The following is a 19,393-nucleotide window of genomic DNA, read 5'->3' as shown; positions in this document are numbered from 1 at the left end:
CGCGACAGATCGCATCTGCCAATTGCAATGGCATAGGTATTTTAATTATTTATTGTAGGAAGCGGAATTCCTGAATGAATAACTGGTATTCATTTTTGCGTAGGTAAATACAGTACTCTAAAGCTACTTATGTGAAGAAAGCGCTTAAAATAACGTTTAAAATTTTCCTGGGCATTGTAGCCTTGCTACTACTCGTAGTAGTGCTTGTACAAACGCCGCCGGTGCAAAATTTTGCGCGTAAGAAAGTGCAGGCCTGGTTGCAAAACAAACTGGGTACCCGTTTTGAAATTGGCCGGTTGCGCATTGGCTTTCCCTCCTCAGTTGTGCTTGAAAGAATTTACGTAGAAGATAAAACAAAGGACACCCTTTTATATGGAGGCCGTATAAAAGCAGATATCAGTTTGTTCAAACTAATAAAAAGCGAAGTAGAGATCGGCGATCTGCGTCTGCAGGACCTCACCGCTAAAATTAAACGGCAACTGCCCGATACGGTTTTTAATTTTCAATTTATTGTAGATGCATTTGTAACCGAACAAACAAAACCCAAAAATGCCACCGATACTGCAGCAGCAATGAAAATGAGTATCGATAACCTGTATCTCGATAATATCAGGTTCCTTTATAAAGACACTATTTCAGGAAACGACTGGGCCATACAATTACATCATTTTACCAGTAATATAAAGAAGTTCGATCCCGTAAAACAGGAATACAATGTGCCTTTTGTGGTGCTCGACGGGCTTACTGCCCGTATGTACCAATATAAACCATTGGTTACGGTAGAAGATGTGGTGAACAATGATAGCGCCGCAGCGCCCATGCCGGCCATTAGTTTGCGACATATACGATTAAAGAACATCGACGTTGAATATCGCAACAATGTATCGGCTTTGTATACCACTGCAAAGTTTAACGACCTTACCACGCGTGTAAATACCGCCGACCTCAATGGCCGCCGCGTTATTCTCGACCACCTGCGTTTGGCAGGCGCCGAAGCTAAAGTGCTGATGGGAAAAACAGAAGGGGCCAAACTGGTGGCTGAAAAGGCAGTAACAGAAGCCAAAGATGTAGTGGCCCAAAGCTGGCTGGTGAATTTACGCGATGTGAACATTCGAAAAACATCTTTGCAATACGATGATGAAGCCCAGCCCCGGAAGAAAAAAGAACTTGATTACGCGCATCTGAATGCAACCGATCTTACTTTACAGGCCCGCAGTTTTGTAATGGACAAGGATTCAATAACCGCCTCTATACAACAGGTAGGGTTTAAAGAGCAAAGTGGTTTAACCCTGCAACGGCTGCAGGGCGATGTGGTATATACCGATAAAAAGATGTATGCCGATAAGCTATTGGTTCAAACCCCGGGCACCCGTATTAAACATACCATTCACCTCAATTACCCTTCACTGGAAGCTGTACAAAAAGATATTGGCAGTTTGCAGGTGCAGGCTGTACTGCCGGACTGCTATGTATCAAATAAAGATATTTTGTTCTTTGTTCCGGCGCTAAGAAGTCAACCCATATTCAGCGATCCTTCAACCGTGTTTCGCATCAATGCGAATGTAAAGGGCAGGGTAAATAATCTTACTGCAAACGTGCTGCAGATACAGGGTTGGAAGAATACAAAGATCGATGTGGCTGGAACCGTTGTTGGCCTGCCATCTATAGATAAATTATATGGCGATGTGCGCATCAACGAGATCCGAACCACCCGGGCCGATGCTGCGCGTTTTCTGCCTGCGTCAATACAAAAGCAAATTGAAATACCAGCCACCGTGCAACTATCAGGCACGGTTAAAGGAAATGGAAACCAAATGCGCGCAAATGTACAGGTGAAAAGTACATCGGGTAATATTGCGCTCAATGGCACCATGGCCAATTACCAGGATGTAAAGAAGGCTGCATATAATATGCAGGTGAAGGCGCAGGGAGTTCAGGCCGGTGCAATACTTAAAAATCCAGGTCTGCAAACCGTGTCGGCCAATATGCAGGTACAGGGTAAAGGATTAACGCAGCAAACGGCCGATGCAACTCTGAAAGGGACGGTTGCCTCGGTAGTATTTCAGAAGTATAATTATCAGAATATAAACCTCGATGCTGCTATTAAAGATCAGCAGGCAAAAGCCAATGTGAGCATTGCCGATGACAACATAAGGCTGGCAGGGAATATTTCATTAAACCTGGCGCTCAGCGATCCGGCATTGGTGGCCGATGTGGAAGTAGATAGCATAAAGACCAAACCGTTACATTTAACAACGCAGGAACTTGTTTACAGAGGAAAAATAAAAGCCGATCTGGCAAGTATAAATCCCGATAGTTTACAAGGCAATGTGGATATCATTCATTCCCTGTTGGTAACCGGTAACGAGCGATTGCAGGTTGATACGTTGAGCATCGATGCCAGCAGCTCTGCCGATAGCAACCGTATTACTATTGAAAGCGATATTGCAAAGGCCAGTCTCGCCGGCAAATATAAGCTAACACAACTCGGCGATATTTTTTTGCAGGCCATTCAACCTTATTTCTCCATAATGCCTGCCACACAACAACCAACGGTGACCAAAAGAACACCTAAAACCGAACCTTATAATTTCAGGGTATCGGTGTACGTAGTAGATAATGCCGCATTAAAAGCAGCGGTACCAACGCTAAAGCAATTTCAAACCCTGCAAGTAAATGCTCATTTTGCAAGTGATAGCGGCTGGCAGGCCAATGCGCAAATGCCCATACTGGTAGCCGATGGCCTCAGCATCAACGATATGAAGCTACAGGCGGCGGGCCGCGATAGTGTATTGAACGCAACCACCACTGTGGGCACCATTCAGTTTGGCGGTAACACGGTGTACAATGCGTTGTTAAAAGCCAATGTGGCCAATAATAAAGTTGATTTTCTTACCCGCATGCACGATCAGGGCGGACGTATTCAATACAGCATTCCCGGTGTATTACAGCAACCGAAAAATGGGGTATATGATATCAGTTTAAAAAACGACAGCCTGTTGCTGAATTACGATGTGTGGACGGTAGCGCCCGATAATGTTATTCATTTGGCCAATAACGATTTGCGGGTAACCAATTTTATGCTAAACCACAATTTTCAACAGTTCAGTTTAAAGAGTCGCGGTAATATGCTCAATGCACCTGCCGAAGCCAGCTTTACCAGTTTTCAAATTTCAACACTGGCGGCCTTTGTTACTTCCGATTCGCTGGGAGTTGATGGAACACTCGATGGGCAGGTGTTGTTATATAACCTTACAACGACACCTTTATTTGCAGGCGATGTAACAGTGGCTAATCTTAATTTCAAAGGTGATACTGTTGGTAATGTAATTGTAAAAGCAAAGAACACTACCCCCGATATAATAAATGCCAATATTGAATTAACCGGCCGCGGCAACCACGCTACCGTTAAGGGCGATTTTTATATGAAGCCGGTGAATGGCAACGATTTCAAATTTACTGTGGCGCTCGATACACTGAATCTGGCCTCTATTGAAGGCGCCACTATGGGCGCCATTAAAGATGCCAGCGGCAGCATTACCGGTAAAGCCGATGTGTCGGGCTCCTTTGCCAAACCCAATATTGATGGCGGACTCAACTTCAGGCAAACGAAATTTAATTTAAGTATGCTTAACAGCTACTTCAATATTGAAGATGAAACAATAGCTGTTAATAACGAGGGCATCCGCTTCGATAGTTTTACCATTGAAGATTCGGCAAAACATAAAGCTGTCATAGATGGCATGGTATATACCACCGATTTCTCTAAATACAAATTCGATCTTACGGTGCGCGCTACCGACTTCCAGGCAATGAACAGCACAAAGGCCCAGAATAAGCTCTACTACGGACAATTGATCTTTAGCAGCAACATGCATATAAAGGGTACCAACGCCAGCCCGGTTGTAGATGGAAATATAACCATTGGCGATAAAACAAATGTTACCGTGGTGCTGCCACAAACCGATCCCTCGGTTGTAAAACGCGAAGGCATTGTACAGTTTGTTGATATGGATGCGCCGGAGAACGATACCTTATTCAGGAATATGCAGCTTGGGTTCGATTCACTGAACAAATCGGGTATTACCGGGCTCGATATTTCGGCCAACGTAGAAATAAAGAAAGAGGCTATCTTTAGTATGGTAGTAGATGAAGGTAATGGCGACTTTATTCGTATGCAGGGCGAAGGTTTGCTTACCGGTGGTATTGACCCCAGTGGTAAAACCACACTGTCTGGTTCTTACGAAATAACCAGTGGCGCCTATGAGCTTAGCTATAATTTATTACGGCGCAAATTTGAGATACAGGAAGGTAGTAAGATCGTTTGGAACGGCGAACCTACCAAGGCCGACCTCACTGTTACGGCAGTATATAAAACCAAGGCGGCGCCTATGGACCTTGTAAAGAACCAGGTTACCGGCCAGGAAGAAAATTCGCGGAATGTTTACCTGCAACGTTTGCCATTTGAAGTGTTGTTGAAACTGGAAGGCGAGTTGTTACAACCAAAAGTGAGTTTTGATATACAATTGCCCGAAGAAAGTAATGAAGTATCGCGAGGTGCTGCCACTACCATCAATTACCGGCTTACTCAATTGCGGCAGGAACCATCGGAGCTGAATAAGCAGGTGTTTGCGCTGTTGCTACTGAATCGCTTTGTTGGGGAAAATCCGTTTGAAAGCAGCGCAGGTGGTTTAACAGCAGAAGCATTTGCACGCCAAAGCGCCAGTAAATTATTAACAGAACAACTGAATAAGTTAGCCGGCGACCTGATACAGGGCGTTGATCTGAATTTTGATGTAGCGTCATTTGATGATTACTCAACCGGAAGCGCGCAAACCCGAACAGATCTGAATGTGGGGTTGTCGAAACGGCTGCTTAACGACCGCCTAACCGTATCGGTAGGCAGCAACTTTGAACTGGAAGGCGCACAAAACACCAACCGCAATACAAGCAACATTGCAGGTAATGTGGCTGTAGACTACAGTTTAAGCCAGGACCGCCGGTATATGTTACGCGCCTATCGCAAGAATGAATACGAAGGTGTAATTGAAGGGTATGTTATTGAAACCGGTGTAGGGTTTATTATTACCCTCGACTATAATAAATTCAAAAACCTTTTCCTAAGCAAAAAGGCAAGGGAAGAAAGACGTCAACGGATTCAGAAACTACGTGAGCTGGAGCAAAAAAAGCCAACACCACCATCGCCACCACAAACCTATATTCTATCACCCGAAAACAGGGAAGCCGAAAAGCGTGAAGACATTTAGTTCATATTACTTATGGCTGGCACTAAGTATAATTTTGTTATATAGTTGTTCCAGCACCAAAACAGTGCCTGCCGGTGATGCATTATATACCGGCGCCAAAATAACTATTAAAGACAAAGAGGAGAGCCGGAAAAAGCGGAAGGCATTGACTAAACAGCTTGGGCCGCTTACGCGCCCCGAGCCTAACCAAAAGATATTGGGCATACCGCTTAAGCTGAATATATATAATGCCTTTCAGGCAAAGAAGGGACCGGGTAAATGGATAAGAGAAAAATTTGGGCAACCGCCGGTGCTCCTGAGCTCGGTTAACCTGAACCACAATGTACAGGTGCTGAACAATTACCTCATAAATAAAGGATATTTCAATGCAAAGGTAGAAGGTGATACTACTGTAAAAAGAAAGAAGGCCTCCGCTGAATATGCGGTTACAACAGGCGCCCAATACCATGTACAAAAAGTGGAGTTTAAAGGCGATAGCTCGGTATTACAACAAGCTGTAAGGGAAACAATGCCCAAAACTTTGTTGAAGCCAAACGACCCGTTCGATTTGCAGGTGATCACCAACGAAAGGCTGCGGATAGACAACTACCTGAAAGAACATGGTTTTTATTTCTTCAATCCCGATTTTATATTGGTAAAAGCCGATACTACTATTGGTAAGAACAAGGTTGATCTTTTTGTAACCGTTAAGCCCACTACACCCCAAGATGCAGGAAAAGTATATCGCATAAACGATGTGTTTATATTTACCGGTTTTAATCTTGAGCCGGGGCAAATGGATACCAGTAAAGCCGGCGCCACTTTCTATAAAGGATATTACGTGGTTGACAGAAGAAAGATCTTTAAGCCAAAACTGTTTCAGCAGTCAATGGCCTTCAACCCCGGTGATGTTTATAACCGCACCGATCACAATGCCAGCATCAGCCGGTTGATAAGTATGAACATTTTTAAATTTGTAAAGAACCGGTTTGAAGTGGTGCCACGGACCGATTCAGCCCAGCTGAACGCTTTTTATTATCTTACCCGTATGCCAAAGAAATCGTTGCGGCTGGAAGTGAATGGCAATACAAAATCAAATAACCTTACGGGTTCAAACATTACGCTTGGCTGGCGAAACCGTAATGCTTTACGAGGCGGTGAACAGTTTGCCATAAAGGCATCGGCCGGTTTTGAAGTTCAATACAGTGGACAGTTCAGGGGATACAATACCTTCCGTTATGGTATAGAACCGTCGTTTTCGTTCCCCCGTTTCCTGGTACCGTTCTTTAATTTCAATACAAAAGGCGGTTTTCTGCCACGCACAACAATAACGCTGGGTTACGATGTGCTGCAAAGGCAGAAATTATATACCATGAACTCTTTTCGAATAAGTTATGGTTATAACTGGAAAGAAAGCCTTGAAAAAGAACATGAGCTGAACCCCATTAGCATTAACTATGTTAGGCCCGTGAACATAACGCCGGAATATACTGACAGCGCCATGCACAATCCTTCCCTGTATAATGCCACCGATACACAGTTTATAATAGGTTCCAATTATCAGTATACCTATACGAATGTGCTCAATTATAAGCCTGTAAATGGCTTTTATTTAAATGCCGGCATCGACCTCTCGGGCAACATTGCCGGCCTCATTACCGGCGCCAATGTAAAAAAAGGCGATACTGTAAAAATGTTAGGTACGCCGTTTTCACAATACACCCGCTTGCATGGTGATTTTCGGTTTTACCGCAAGGTGGGTGAAAAAACGGTATGGGCCAACAGAATATATGCAGGTATTGGTTTGCCGTATGGCAACTCGTACCAATTGCCATATGTAAAACAATTCTTTTCGGGCGGTAACAATAGTATCAGGGCCTTTAGAAGCAGATCGGTAGGGCCTGGTACATACGAACCGGTTGATAAAGATGGTTTGCTGGCCGAGCAGCCCGGCGATATTAAATTAGAATTGAATACAGAGCTACGCATTCCGCTGGTTAGTATTTTACAGGGTGCTGTATTTGTTGATGCCGGTAATGTATGGTTGTATACAGATGATCAGAATAAACCCGGGGCTTTGTTCTCTGGTAAGTTTTATAAGGAACTGGCAGCAGGTGCAGGTGTGGGGCTTCGTTTCGATCTCAGCTTTTTGGTGTTACGCCTCGATCTGGCCTTTCCCATTCGAAAACCATGGCTGCCCGAAGGCGAGCGTTGGGTAATTAATCAAATTAAGTGGAATAGCGAGTGGAGGAAGGAAAATTTGATATTTAATTTGGCTATAGGGTATCCGTTTTAGTTGACGGGTTAACAGGTTAACAAGTTGACGAGGCGTGGAAAGTTAAATTTAGGTGATAAAGGATTTCCTTCTCAGTTTATAGTTCACAGTTCATAGTTCACTGTTTGCAGTTGTTCAGTTATTGAGTTATTCAGTTGCGCGGCAGCCGGCAAAAAGAAAACGGACACGCCGCAGGCGTGACCGACCAATGTATTCAACTTATGAACTGAATAACTGAACAACTGGTTTTACAACCATATCAACTTGCAACTACTGGCCACCCAGAAGACAAGTTAACAAATCAACTTGTTAACTCGTCAACTAAGGCGCCGCCCCCAACTTCCCCTCAATCCCCACTGTCTTCTGCGCTCCTTCAAAAATGGCTTTCCAAATAAGATTGAACATAGAACGCTGGGTGTCTCTGGTATGGTTTACGGTAACAATACGAACCGGTTTGTTCTTTAGCGGGTTGGCATCGGGGATCATTGAGTTGGCAAGAAATGAAAATAGCTTTTTAGGCTTGTATGCCGATGTGCCCAATTCTTCCTGCTTGAGTATTTTTATCTTAAGATCATTATACAATAATTGAATAATACCTTTTGCCTTATAGTCGTCGCAAATGAAGTTGAAATCGAGACTTTGAATGGTGCCGCTATTTATTTCAACCAGGCCCATTGGCTTGCTTAGGGGGTTGAAAATGGTGGCATCGGTGGTCTTCATAGAACCATTTACAGTGAACTTGCCATTTTTATTCTTCATGTAAAATTGCAGCGTGGCCGATAATGGTACTTTATCAAGTAAACGGGCGTTAAAGTTTACTGTTGTTATACCGCTGTTATCTTTCATATTGGTTACGTTGAGTAAGCTGGCGCTTACATTACCAAATACTACGGTGCCGCTTTTTTCAGTTTGCGGATTTTTTTCCTTGTATTCAATATGGCCACTTTGCACAATAACTTTTTTAAGAGCCACATCTATTGGTATCTTCAGCAGCTCCTGGTGCGGGTAATGGCCTATTTTACTTTCTTTTTTTGAGGGATACGATTTATCCCTGAATATATTGAATTGTGCATTTTTGATAGTAAGCTCATTGGCGATCAGGTTGCCATTTAAGATCTCCTGTACATTAACGTGTTTGAATAACAGGTTGTATAAGTCGAAATCAAGCCGGTCGGTTTGCCATTTGGCGGCCTTCACAAATGCGGCTTCACTCAGCAGGGGCGTTATGTGCAGTTTTTTTACTGCAAATGATCTGTTGCCCGAAAGCAGTTGTATTTCTTTAAATGAATATTGATATAAACCCCGTTTGTTTCGGATAACAATATCGCTTACATCGAGCGATGCGTTCTCGGCAAACAACACGCGCGATGTGTCGGTGCTGGTGCTGTCGCTAATATTTATGTGATGAAGCCGGGCGTTTATTTTGGAGCCGCTGAATATGGTGTCGCCATTGGGCCAGTGGCAAATATGATAATCGGCATCGGTTATAAGAATGGTGTCTACTTTTATCTTTTGAAGTCCGCGTAATAATATTTTATATATTTTATCGGTAGTAGCTGTAGTGTCGTTGCTGTTATCTTTGTTTTTAGCTCCATACTTATTATTGTACATTGTTACCACGGGGCTGGTTAATTTTACTTTAGAGGCTATCACTTCTTTATCAAGTACGGCAGCGTCGGTTTGTACACCGGTAATGAAAACTTCAGGAACAGTTACGCGAAGTAAGTTGCGGGGCAGGCTGCTGTCGGTTGGTTTTTTATAGGTGGAATCGGGGATGAGTTGCAGGTTCTTTATCATTATTTCTCCGTCGACTTCATCAACATCAACGGCATCGTATATGATCCGGTACAGGCTGTCAGATTTGAGGAACACCAGTTCGGGTACTTTCTTGTGCAGGAAATTACTACGCCATTTTTTGTAGTACACCATGCCGGCTGCAATCAGTAACACAAGGACCAACAGGAGGAGAAGCTTTTTCATTTGTATAGCTTGTTAGGGGCGGTAGCAATGGTTGTTTTAATTCATACTTATTATCGTCTATTTAATACCGATATATTCGTTAAGTTAATTACATAACGTTTTATTTTGCGCCCTGCATTCGTTGTTCTTTTAAATACAAATCCCATCCACTCGAAGGCATGACCTGCACCACATAATAAACAGATGTTTACCATGGCTATTGATATTGTCTTTATTCCTTTAAAAAACTTCTTCATATATAGATAGTAATAGGTTCGTATCTATATTAAAAATTATTGTGCCTACATAAATGATGGTGAAATAACCTAACCATTTTGTGGCAACGAATGAGGACATATTTCCACGCACACAGCATTGAAATTAAATCTGAGCCTGCGTTTTAGGGGCACAGGATTTTAACAAGTAATTGAAATTGAACGTTAAAATATTTATCTATGAAAAGGATTATGTGTGCTGCCATTGTACTGGCCGCTTTGACAACAGGAACAAGATCATTTGCACAAGTGCAACAAACTACAGAAGAAAATTCTCTTACACCAAAATTCGGTATTAAAGGTGGTGTAAACCTCACTAATATGTTCGTTGATGAGGTGAGTGACGAAAACATGAAAGTGGGTTTTAATGCAGGTTTCTTTGCCAAGTTGCCTGTAACCCGCGGCTTTTCAATTCAGCCGGAGTTGTTGTATACCAGTAAGGGTGCAAAAGAAAAGTACAATAATTTTATACAAGGTGCAGGCGAATACCGGTTCAATCTGAATTACATTGAATTGCCTGTACTTGCTGTAATAAACGTTGCCAAAAACTTCAACGTGCATGCTGGTCCGTATGTAAGTTATCTGGCTGCTGCCAATATCAAGAACCTGCATGATGATCATAGCCAGGATGAAATTGCAGAACTGGATGCCGATAACTTTAACCGTTTTGATTATGGTTTGGTTGGCGGCCTGGGTGTAGATATTTCTAACTTCACTATTGGCGCCCGTTACAATTATGGTTTAAGAGAAATAGGGAAATCTGGTAGCCTGTCGGGTCAGGTAACAAAAGACTCCCGCAACAGCGCTATCTCTCTATATATCGGAGTAGGATTTTAGTGGCTACGGGTTTTGAGGGATCAAAAAAGGCTGCATCCTTACAGGAAGCAGCCTTTGTTCTTTTTATAGAAAATCTGTTTGAATTAGTGGGCCTGTTTGCTTGCATTCAGCTGCTCATTTACACCTATCTCTTCCTGATTTTTGGGGAATGTAATGATGAAGGATGTACCCACATTCAGCGTTGACTTCACATCTATGGCGCCTTTGTTCGATTGAATGATATTCAGGGTGCTTGCAAGCCCCAACCCCATACCATTTCGTTTAGAGGTGAAATAGGGCTCAAACAACCGCGAAATATTTTCTTCACTAATGCCACAGCCATTATCGCTTATGATAATACTGGGGTCGGGGTTGTAATGAATGACCACCGAAATGCGGCCCTGTTTGTGATTGATGGCTTCTGTAGCGTTTATAAGTATATTAGAGAAAGCGAGCTTCAGTTTTTCTTTATCAACCGTAACTATAACCGGCACATCGGGGTATTTTATTTCAAGCTTTATACGTTGTAATGTTAACCGGTCAATAGCATCGAGTATGCTTTCGTCCATGATGCTTTGCAGCACATGCGTTTCCATTTTCATTTCGGCCGGGCGCGATGAGTTCAACAGTTCGGTGATCAATGCGCCGATACGGTTACTGTTGCGTTGAATTATTTCGAGATAGGTAGAGCCATTTTCATCGGCCCCTGTTTCTTCGCGCAAGTGTTCTACCGAAAGGTTGATGTTATTAAGCGGGTTACGCACTTCATGCGCAAGGGTGCGTACCAGGCGGCCGGCGGCCGCCAGCTTTTCAATTTGCAGGGTGGCTTTTTCAGCCTTCTTTAAATTGGTAATGTCGTGCACAATGCCCTGTATGTAATCCTGGTTGTTATTATCTGTTTCAAGTGAGGCCGAAATAATGCAAATACGATGTTCGCCCGTTTTGGTGCGAATCTCGGCTTCCAGATCATCTACTTCCTGTCTTTCGGTAACCAGGTAACGGAATCTTTCTTCTTCCCGTTTTTGAATAAAGAGGTCATAGATGTTTATTTGGATCAGCTCTTCTTTTGTATAACCCAGCAGGTCGGTGGTGGCTATGTTCACATCTTTAAAGCGGCCCAGGCGGTCGGCCGTGAACACCATATCCTTCGAGCGTTCGAACATATTGCGGTATTTGCGCTCATTAGCCCTCAGGGCCTTAATAGAGGCCGATCTTTCCAGTGCGTAACGAATAGAGCGTTCGAGTTTCTCTTCGTTCAATTCGCCTTTTACAAGGTAGTCCATGGCGCCCACCCGCATGGCTTCCATATCAACGGTATGGTTGCCTTTACCGGTAAGTAAGATCACCGGTTCTTCACAGCCGGCAGTAATGCCTTCCTTCAACAGATCGAGACCGGTTTTGGCGCCCAGTCGGTAATCAATAAAGTATATATCAAACGCCCGGTTCTTCATTTGTTCCAGTGCGTCTTTGTACGAATAACTCCATGATAAGGTAAAGCCCGATGATGGAATGCTGCGAATAAGATCGCTGGTTATAATATAATCATCTTCGTCATCGTCTACGATGAGGATGCGGGCCTGTAGGTTAGATACTATCATCAGGTAAAATGTTATTGGTGTTCCGGCAATATTATAGTAAAGGTAGCTCCATTCTCCGGTTCGCCGGTTGCATAAATGAGGCCCTTGTGTTGATCTATTATTTTCTTACAAATAGCCAGTCCAATGCCTGAACCGGGATATTCGGTTTTTCCATGTAAGCGCTGGAATATTTGGAAAATGCGCTGGTTATACTCTGGTTCGAAACCTATTCCATTATCTGAAAAATCGATCTTGTACCAGGTATTGCCGGCATCGAGGTGATGTTGTTCTTTTTGCTTGCGCGATAAACGTAAACAGCGGATGTTTATAATAGGATGGATATCAGGTTTTCTGAATTTGATAGAATTGTTCAATAAGTTATCGAACAGCTGTTTCATTTGTGATGGTATGGCTTCTATTGTTGGCAGCACATCAATTTGAAGGGTAGCCGAGGTTTCTTCTATCTTTAATTCAAGGTCGGTTTGCACTTCTTTTATAACGTTGTTGAGATCGAGCTTTACAAAAGGTTGATTGCTGCGGGCCGTTCGGCTGAACTCGAGCAGCGTATCAATAAGGTGCCGCATGTTCTCTACCGAAGCCGAAATTCGCGTGAGGTAAAGCCTGCCTTCTTCATCCAATTCGGGTTTATATTTATTTTCGAGCCGTTCAATAAACGTAGTGATCTTTCGCAACGGTTCATTCATATCGTGCGAGGCCACATAGGCAAACTCTTCCAGTTCTTTGTTCGAGCGGTCGAGGTCTTTTATCTTTTCTTCCAGACCTAACTGGTATTGCCGCAAACGGGTTATATCGCGTGAAGTGCCAATGGTCTTTATCCATTTGCCGGTATTATCGTAAAACAACTTGCCCGAGGTCTCAATTCTTTTTATACTTCCATCGTTGGTCTTGATCTCATATTCGGTAGCATAATTTTCGGGATGCTGGCTTCCGTCAATAACTGAATCCAGGAATGATCTGCTTCTTTTAAAATCCTCTTCATTCATATGCTTTTGATAAAGCGCTTCATTCACCGTTATCTTGTTCTTTTCTGTTTCGGGATGATAGCCAAACAAACGGTACATCCCATCTGACCAGAAAATGATGCCGGTACGGGCATCTGCCTCCCAGGTACCATAAGCGAGAAATTCTTCATTCTCCTGCTTCATGGCCTTATAAGAAGCCAGGTCGCGGTATAGTTGCGATTGTTCGGTAATATCGGTGGTGCTGCCTATAACCCGCAGCAGTTCGTCTTTGTCATTGCGTATCACTTTGGCTTTTTCCCGCACATCCTTTACCCGGCCGTTACGATCGTGCACCTTGTAATACAGATCGTATTCGTGGTGTATAAGATGATCTTTGCGGTTATATAAAACCTTTTCCCTGTCGGCATCCAGTACGTGCTGCATGTAAAACTCAGGTGTTATATGAAGGCTTTCTTTCTCCAGCTTGGGGTCATAACCCAATATTTTATACAGTCCATTGCTCCAGGTTATTTTATTGTCGGGTACACTCCATTCCCATACGCCGAACTTAAGCAGCTCCTGCGTATCGTTAAATAACTCATCGATGCGTTTGAACTGGTTGCCGGTTTCCACTTCTTCGGTAATGTCCTGGGCGATGAACAATATGGAGGCTGCACGGCCCATGGTGTCGCGATTAAGCACCGTGCCCATGGTACGAAAGTACTTCCATGAGCCGGCCTTTTGCGTTAACCGTGAATTGTAGCTATAGCTTTCATCGTCCTTTAGCGCATTGAATTTTTGTAGTTCCTTCTTTACATTTTCCTGGTCGTCTTTGTGCACCATGCACATGAGATCGCTGTCCCAGGTTTGTACATCATTAAAGGAGTAGCCGAGTATATCGGTGAGTTTATTGTTGATATACTTCAGCTTGTGGGAATCTGCGTCATACACATAAACGATTGCCGGAAAAAAATCAGATATTTTTTCCGGTATCCCGTCATGCACGCCATTGGATTGAAACAAAAGCTTCAGAGGGTTAATCTCCTGGTTTATTAGTTGTTCCATCAAAGCCTGGACTTATTTGACAATGATTCCTTCACAGGGTGGTCAATCCTATCCGCGCTACTGGTGGTTGTTGAACTCCTGGTATTGTTTCATTTTGTTGTATAATGTTTTACGGTCAATGTTCAAAAGTTTTGCAGCCTTGCTTTTGTTGAAATTTGATTTTTTCAATGCTTCAATGATGGTTTCATATTCGGCATCGATGCTTGCGTTTTTAAGAGATAGTTCGCTGTTGTGTGAATGATGCGGATGCGGCCTTGGAATTTCCGCTTCACTAATAGGTGATGGTATAGGCGGTGTTGGAATAGCCGGTTTAGGCTCTGCCTGTAAATAAGGAGTTTCCGGTGCTTCATCAAACTGCAGCCGGGTAAAGTTCGATATTTCGAATGGCAGTGTGTGTGCTTCTATAAAGGTTCCTTCAGCAAGCAGGGTAGCCCTTTTTATTACGTTCTTCAATTCGCGCAGGTTACCGTACCAGATATAATTTCTGAAAATATCTTCCACTTCTTTTGAAAAACCTTTTACGTTCTTCTCTAGTTCCTTATTGGTTTGTTGCAGAAAGTGACGGGCAAAAACAAGGATATCTTCCTTGCGCTCGCGCAGCGGCGGAACTACTATGCTGAATTCATTAAAGCGGTGATACAGGTCCTCACGGAATTTTCCCTTACGTGCAATGTCCCACAACTTTTCGTTGCTGGCCACAATGATGCGAATGTCGAGGTCGATGTCTTTGGTTCCGCCTACACGGCGCATTTTTCTTTCCTGAACAACGCGTAAAAGCGAAACCTGTATATCGTACGACAGGTTGCCGATCTCATCGAGAAATACAGTACCGCCATTGGCCAGTTCAAGGTTACCTACTTTTTGGTTCAGGGCGCCTGTAAATGATCCTTTTTCGTGACCAAACAGTTCGCTCCCGGCCAGTTCTTTCGACATGGCGCCGCAGTCGATAGCGATAAACGGCATAGCCTTACGACGGCTGCGTTTATGTATTTCCTGGGCAATGGCCTCTTTACCGCTGCCGCTTTCACCATAAATGATGATGCTGTAGTTGGTTGGGGCTACCAGGTCAATTTGTTTTAAGATCTTTTTAAATGCATCGCTGTCACCAAAAATGTAATCACCCGATACAACTATCTGTTGTTTCTTTTCCTTTTCTATATTGTTCTGTTCTTCAGTAGTGCTTGTGGTTGCTGGTGGTGTATAAGCGGGTGCAGCCTGGGCTGTTGATGTTGGTGATGAAGCAGCCTGGGTGGCGGCAGCACCGGCGCCCGGGTTTTGCAATGCTTTTTTTATGGTTACCAAAATCTCATCGGGGAATAATGGTTTGCCTATATAATCGTATGCCCCCAGTTTCATTACTTCTACAGCTACCTTAATATCACTGTAGCCGGTCATGATGATTACCGGTACTTCGGGCAGTTGTTCTTTAATTTTCACCAGTAAAGTAGTGCCATCCATATCATCCAGTCTGAAATCGCATAAAACGAGATCGGGCGTAAATGAATTCATTAATTCCAATGCTTTTTTGCCGGCATACACTTCAGCTACTTCGTAATTATGCTTGGTTAAAAAGCGTTTTAATAACAGGCAAATATCCCTGTCGTCGTCGATTACTAATATTTTCGGCATCTTCAAATTTACTTTAATACTGTGAGTTTATTATGGATTGTTTAAACGAGCAAAATTTAGTATCTTTTTAACAATGCCGACCTATGCCCATATAGAGCGCATTTGCGCCACCGGTATCTGTAATATTTCCCGGTATTTGGCAACCGTTCTGCGGGCAATAGAAAATCCTTTTTTCGCCAGTATAGCTACCAGTTGCTGATCGGTATACGGGTTTTTCTTGTCTTCTTTTTCAATAGCATCCTCAATGGCTACCTGAATTACTTTATTACTTATGGCTTCGCCTTTTTCGTTAATAATTCCTTCGGTGAACAGGTCCTTTAGCAGGATCATGCCAAAAGGCGTATCAACGTACTTATTACAGGTAATACGTGATACGGTTGAAATATCTACGCCGGTCTTATCGGCAATATTTTTCAGGATCATAGGTTTAAGCAGTTTTATATCACCCTCGCGAAAATACTCATACTGCATATTTACAATGGCTTTCATAATGCGCAGCATGGTGCCCTCGCGTTGCCTGATGGCGCTTACGAACCATTGGGCGCTTTGGTACTTATTCTTTAAATATTGTGCCGCTGCTGCATCTTTCTTACCTTTTTGACTGTCGGCCACTATTTCTTTCCATTCCCGGCTAATGAAAAGGGAAGAGGAGCGCTGGTTGTACAAAGAAACCTCCAGGTAATCGCCTTCCTGTACAATTAAAAAGTCGGGAATAATGTGGGCGTTGGGTGTGCTGCCTTCCTGTACTTCGGCCACGGGCTTCATTTTTAGCGAACTAACAAGCTCCAGGATGATCTTTAACTCATCTTCCTCCAGTTGCAGGCACTCCATGATTTTGTCCATATTGCGGTTGCGAAGGTCCTGGTAATGGTCTTGCAGCAGACATATGGCTTTTTGAACATCGGGCCGTTTGCCGTTCATGGCTTTCAGCTGCAACAGCAGGCATTCGCAAATGCTGCGGGCGCCAATGCCTATGGGATCGAGCAACTGCAATTTCATCAATATTTGCTCAAAGTCTTCAGCTTCCAGCCAGGTTTTAAAAGCAAATGAATATTCCTCAGCCACTTTATCGAGCGGTATCTCCAACAGCCCGTTATCGCTTAAAGAATCAATCAGGTAATCGGCCAGCAAGGTCTCATCTGCATCATTGCAACAAAGCCGATATTGTTTTTTCAGATCTTCCCTAAAATCAGTGGCAGCCTTCATCGGACTGAATGTTTTTTCATCATCAGGCAGATAATTGCTGTATTCCATTTTGTAGTCGGGAATGTCGTCGAAACCATATTCGTCCCAGTCCTGGTAATCCTGAACCTGTTCTTTGGCGAACTTGTCAGCATTAGCCTCTTCCTCATCTTCTTTCTTCTCCAAAAATGGATTGTCCTCTAATTCCTGTTCAATTCTATGTTCTAATTCAATCGTATTGAGGTGAAATAAATTGAGTAGTTGGATCTGCTGAGGCAATATTTTGGTTTCCTGTTTCTGCACAAGGTTCTGCTGTAACATACGGGATCGTTTTTCTTTATAACTTCAAGATGCTTTCCACTTTGTGTTTATTTCAGAAGAATTTTTTAGTACGTTGAGTTACAGGTGTTTGTCCTTAATTCGTTTTTTTACTATGTTGCGGGATCGTACAAAGTGCTAAAGGGAGATGTGGAAAAATATCCCCGATTTGTAGAACTAATCACTATGAAAAAAAGACTATTTTTTATTATCACTGCTTTTGTGCTATCACTTATTATAACACTCTTCCTTTCGTACCTGTTGTACGAAAGTTATATTCGCTCTACTGCACAGAACCGGCGCATAGAGCACGCGTATAAAGTGGTACTTCAAACCAGTGCGCTGGAGAAGTTTATTAAGGAGGCAGAAACGGGTCAGCGTGGCTACCTGTTAACCAACGATAGCAGTTTTTTAAAACCTTACTTAGATATCAGGAGTGATATAAAGCCAGGTTACGATTCTTTACGGCGGCTTACCAGCGATAATGGTCATCAACAACAGTTGCTGAACAAGGCCGGTTTGTTAATGAATAAACTTATAGATCATTTTCAGCACAGCGTATATCTGAAATCGCGTGGCAGTTTGCTCGAAACAAGGGGATATATGGACGAACTGCGCAAGGTGTTCAAAGAAATTGAGCAGGATGAAATGGACCTTGTAAAAAGTTATTCGGTAAATACGTATGAGGCCTCCATGCCGCGTTATTTTTCTGCTATTTTTCTATTTGCAGCTGTTATCATTTTTATTTCTTTCCTCGTTATTTTAAAAGAATACCGTCAGCGGATGCAATACCAAAAGCAGCTTGAACAAAAAGTGCTGGAGGTAAACGCATATAATGTAGAACTGGAGCAAATAGCATTTGCCACTTCGCACGATCTGCAGGAACCGTTACGCCGTATACGAACATTCAGCGACCGGTTGCTGTGGAAGTATCGCGATCAGTTGAATGATGACGGACAAATGATCCTTTCACGCATCGATTATTCGGCCCGGCGCATGCAGGGATTGCTCGAGGACCTGATGAATTTTGTGAACCTGGTGCGTGGTGGCGAACAATTAAGTGTAGTAGATGCAAATAAATTAATGACTTCGGCGGTTGAATACCTGAAGCAGGAAATAGAAATAAAACGGGCTACCATTCACATTGGACAATTGCCTGAAATTACAGGTTTTGAAAAGCAATTGTTCCTGATGTTCAAATCGCTTATTGACAATGCTATCAAATTCTCCAAGCCAGGCATTCCGCCGGTAGTTACCATACAATGTGTGCAAACCACCGGCGATGAGCTGGTGCATATTGATAAGAAATTGTCGAAGAAACAATTCATTCGCATAAGTGTGCAGGATAATGGCATTGGGTTCAGTAATGAGTTCAGCCAGAAAATATTTTTGATCTTTCAACGGCTGCATGCCGGGGCCGAGTATGAAGGGAAAGGAATAGGGCTGGCAATTGTTGAAAGGGTAATGACGAACCACAATGGTTATGTATTGGCGTCGGCCCAGATTGATAAGGGTGCTTTGTTTAATTTATATTTTCCTGTACCGGAGGCTTAGTTATAAGGTGCAAATGATATCTGATGCTTTCAAAAGCCTTGGCTATGGCGGTTTCCCAACGTACAGCCACGCTGTAGCCTGTAAACTCACCATTATGTGCACCTATTTTAACCAATGCGGCCACCGTGTTTGAATTGGGGTTCGATAGTGTGATCTCAATTACATAAATTTCTGCAAGCATCTCTTCAAGCAGGTTTGCCTTGAAAGATGATAAGTAGCTAATGTCTTCAAGTGGAATGCCCTGCAATGTTTGCTCGTCTATATGTAATAAATAGCTGTTCTTCATAACCTGAAATTTTAATGTTACAATACATCTATTCCGTTTTATTATACTTTACTTTATAACGACCAAGAAGCAGCATACATTAAATAATGTAAAGATTATACCGGCAAGCGTAATACATACGCTAATTGAAAGATTGTAGAACTAAGTCTACACGCTGTAAATTTTTACCTGAACAGGGGAGTATTGCAAAGTATTACAATATAGGTAGTCTACAGGCTGCGTGGCGCGGTACGGTTTTTACAAAATATA

General features: G+C 43.0%; 10 protein-coding genes. 4 read left to right on the top strand and 6 right to left on the bottom strand.

All coding sequences use genetic code 11. The features are described from left to right. The first annotated feature begins 131 nt into the window (after positions 1–131). Positions 132–5,267, top strand: coding sequence for a translocation/assembly module TamB domain-containing protein (locus GGD38_RS14700; RefSeq protein ID WP_375296998.1), 5,136 nt, complete (start codon positions 132–134; stop codon positions 5,265–5,267). Next, on the top strand, positions 5,254–7,542 hold the full coding sequence (locus GGD38_RS14695) for a BamA/TamA family outer membrane protein (protein WP_375296997.1): 2,289 nt from the start codon (positions 5,254–5,256) through the stop codon (positions 7,540–7,542). The genes GGD38_RS14700 and GGD38_RS14695 overlap by 14 nt, the downstream gene beginning before the upstream one ends. Positions 7,543–7,842: 300 nt before the next feature. Here the strand turns inward: GGD38_RS14695 and GGD38_RS14690 are convergent, their stop codons facing one another. Further along, complete coding sequence (locus tag GGD38_RS14690) at positions 7,843–9,501, bottom strand: hypothetical protein (protein WP_375296996.1); 1,659 nt, start codon at positions 9,499–9,501, stop codon at positions 7,843–7,845. Positions 9,502–9,935: 434 nt separating this feature from the next. Between GGD38_RS14690 and GGD38_RS14685 the strand changes: the two genes are divergently transcribed. Further along, complete coding sequence (locus GGD38_RS14685; protein ID WP_375296995.1) at positions 9,936–10,592, top strand: porin family protein; 657 nt, start codon at positions 9,936–9,938, stop codon at positions 10,590–10,592. Between the two features lie 83 nt (positions 10,593–10,675). Here GGD38_RS14685 and GGD38_RS14680 read toward each other — a convergent pair whose 3' ends face one another. The 4 genes from GGD38_RS14680 to rpoN all read right to left on the bottom strand — a co-directional run bounded on the left by GGD38_RS14680 (position 10,676) and on the right by rpoN (position 17,307). Then, on the bottom strand, positions 10,676–12,169 hold the full coding sequence (locus GGD38_RS14680) for a PAS domain S-box protein (RefSeq protein ID WP_375296994.1): 1,494 nt from the start codon (positions 12,167–12,169) through the stop codon (positions 10,676–10,678). Between the two features lie 11 nt (positions 12,170–12,180). Further along, positions 12,181–14,175 carry a PAS domain-containing protein gene (locus tag GGD38_RS14675; protein WP_375296993.1) on the bottom strand — a complete coding sequence of 665 codons (1,995 nt, stop codon included), beginning with the start codon at positions 14,173–14,175 and terminating at the stop codon, positions 12,181–12,183. A 57-nt stretch (positions 14,176–14,232) separates the two neighbouring features. Beyond that, positions 14,233–15,804 (bottom strand): sigma-54-dependent transcriptional regulator, encoded by a 1,572-nt coding sequence (locus GGD38_RS14670; protein ID WP_375296992.1) that lies wholly within the window; start codon positions 15,802–15,804, stop codon positions 14,233–14,235. 81 nt (positions 15,805–15,885) lie between these two features. Beyond that, positions 15,886–17,307, bottom strand: coding sequence for an RNA polymerase factor sigma-54 (rpoN, locus tag GGD38_RS14665; protein ID WP_375296991.1), 1,422 nt, complete (start codon positions 17,305–17,307; stop codon positions 15,886–15,888). A gap of 183 nt (positions 17,308–17,490) precedes the next feature. Here rpoN and GGD38_RS14660 point away from each other — a divergent pair, with 183 nt between their 5' ends. Beyond that, positions 17,491–18,858, top strand: a complete 1,368-nt coding sequence (locus GGD38_RS14660) for a CHASE3 domain-containing protein (RefSeq protein ID WP_375296990.1) — start codon at positions 17,491–17,493, stop codon at positions 18,856–18,858. Here GGD38_RS14660 and GGD38_RS14655 read toward each other — a convergent pair. Beyond that, entirely contained in the window at positions 18,827–19,144 is a 318-nt protein-coding gene (locus tag GGD38_RS14655; RefSeq protein WP_375296989.1) for a hypothetical protein, read from the bottom strand. The two genes, GGD38_RS14660 and GGD38_RS14655, sit on opposite strands and share 32 nt — an antisense overlap. Between the last annotated feature and the right edge of the window lie 249 nt (positions 19,145–19,393).

Source organism: Niastella sp. OAS944, assembly GCA_024809215.1.
In the GTDB taxonomy this organism is placed as follows: domain Bacteria; phylum Bacteroidota; class Bacteroidia; order Chitinophagales; family Chitinophagaceae; genus Niastella.
Note: the sequence above shows the minus strand (reverse complement) of the source record. Positions and strands in the feature narration are given on the sequence as shown.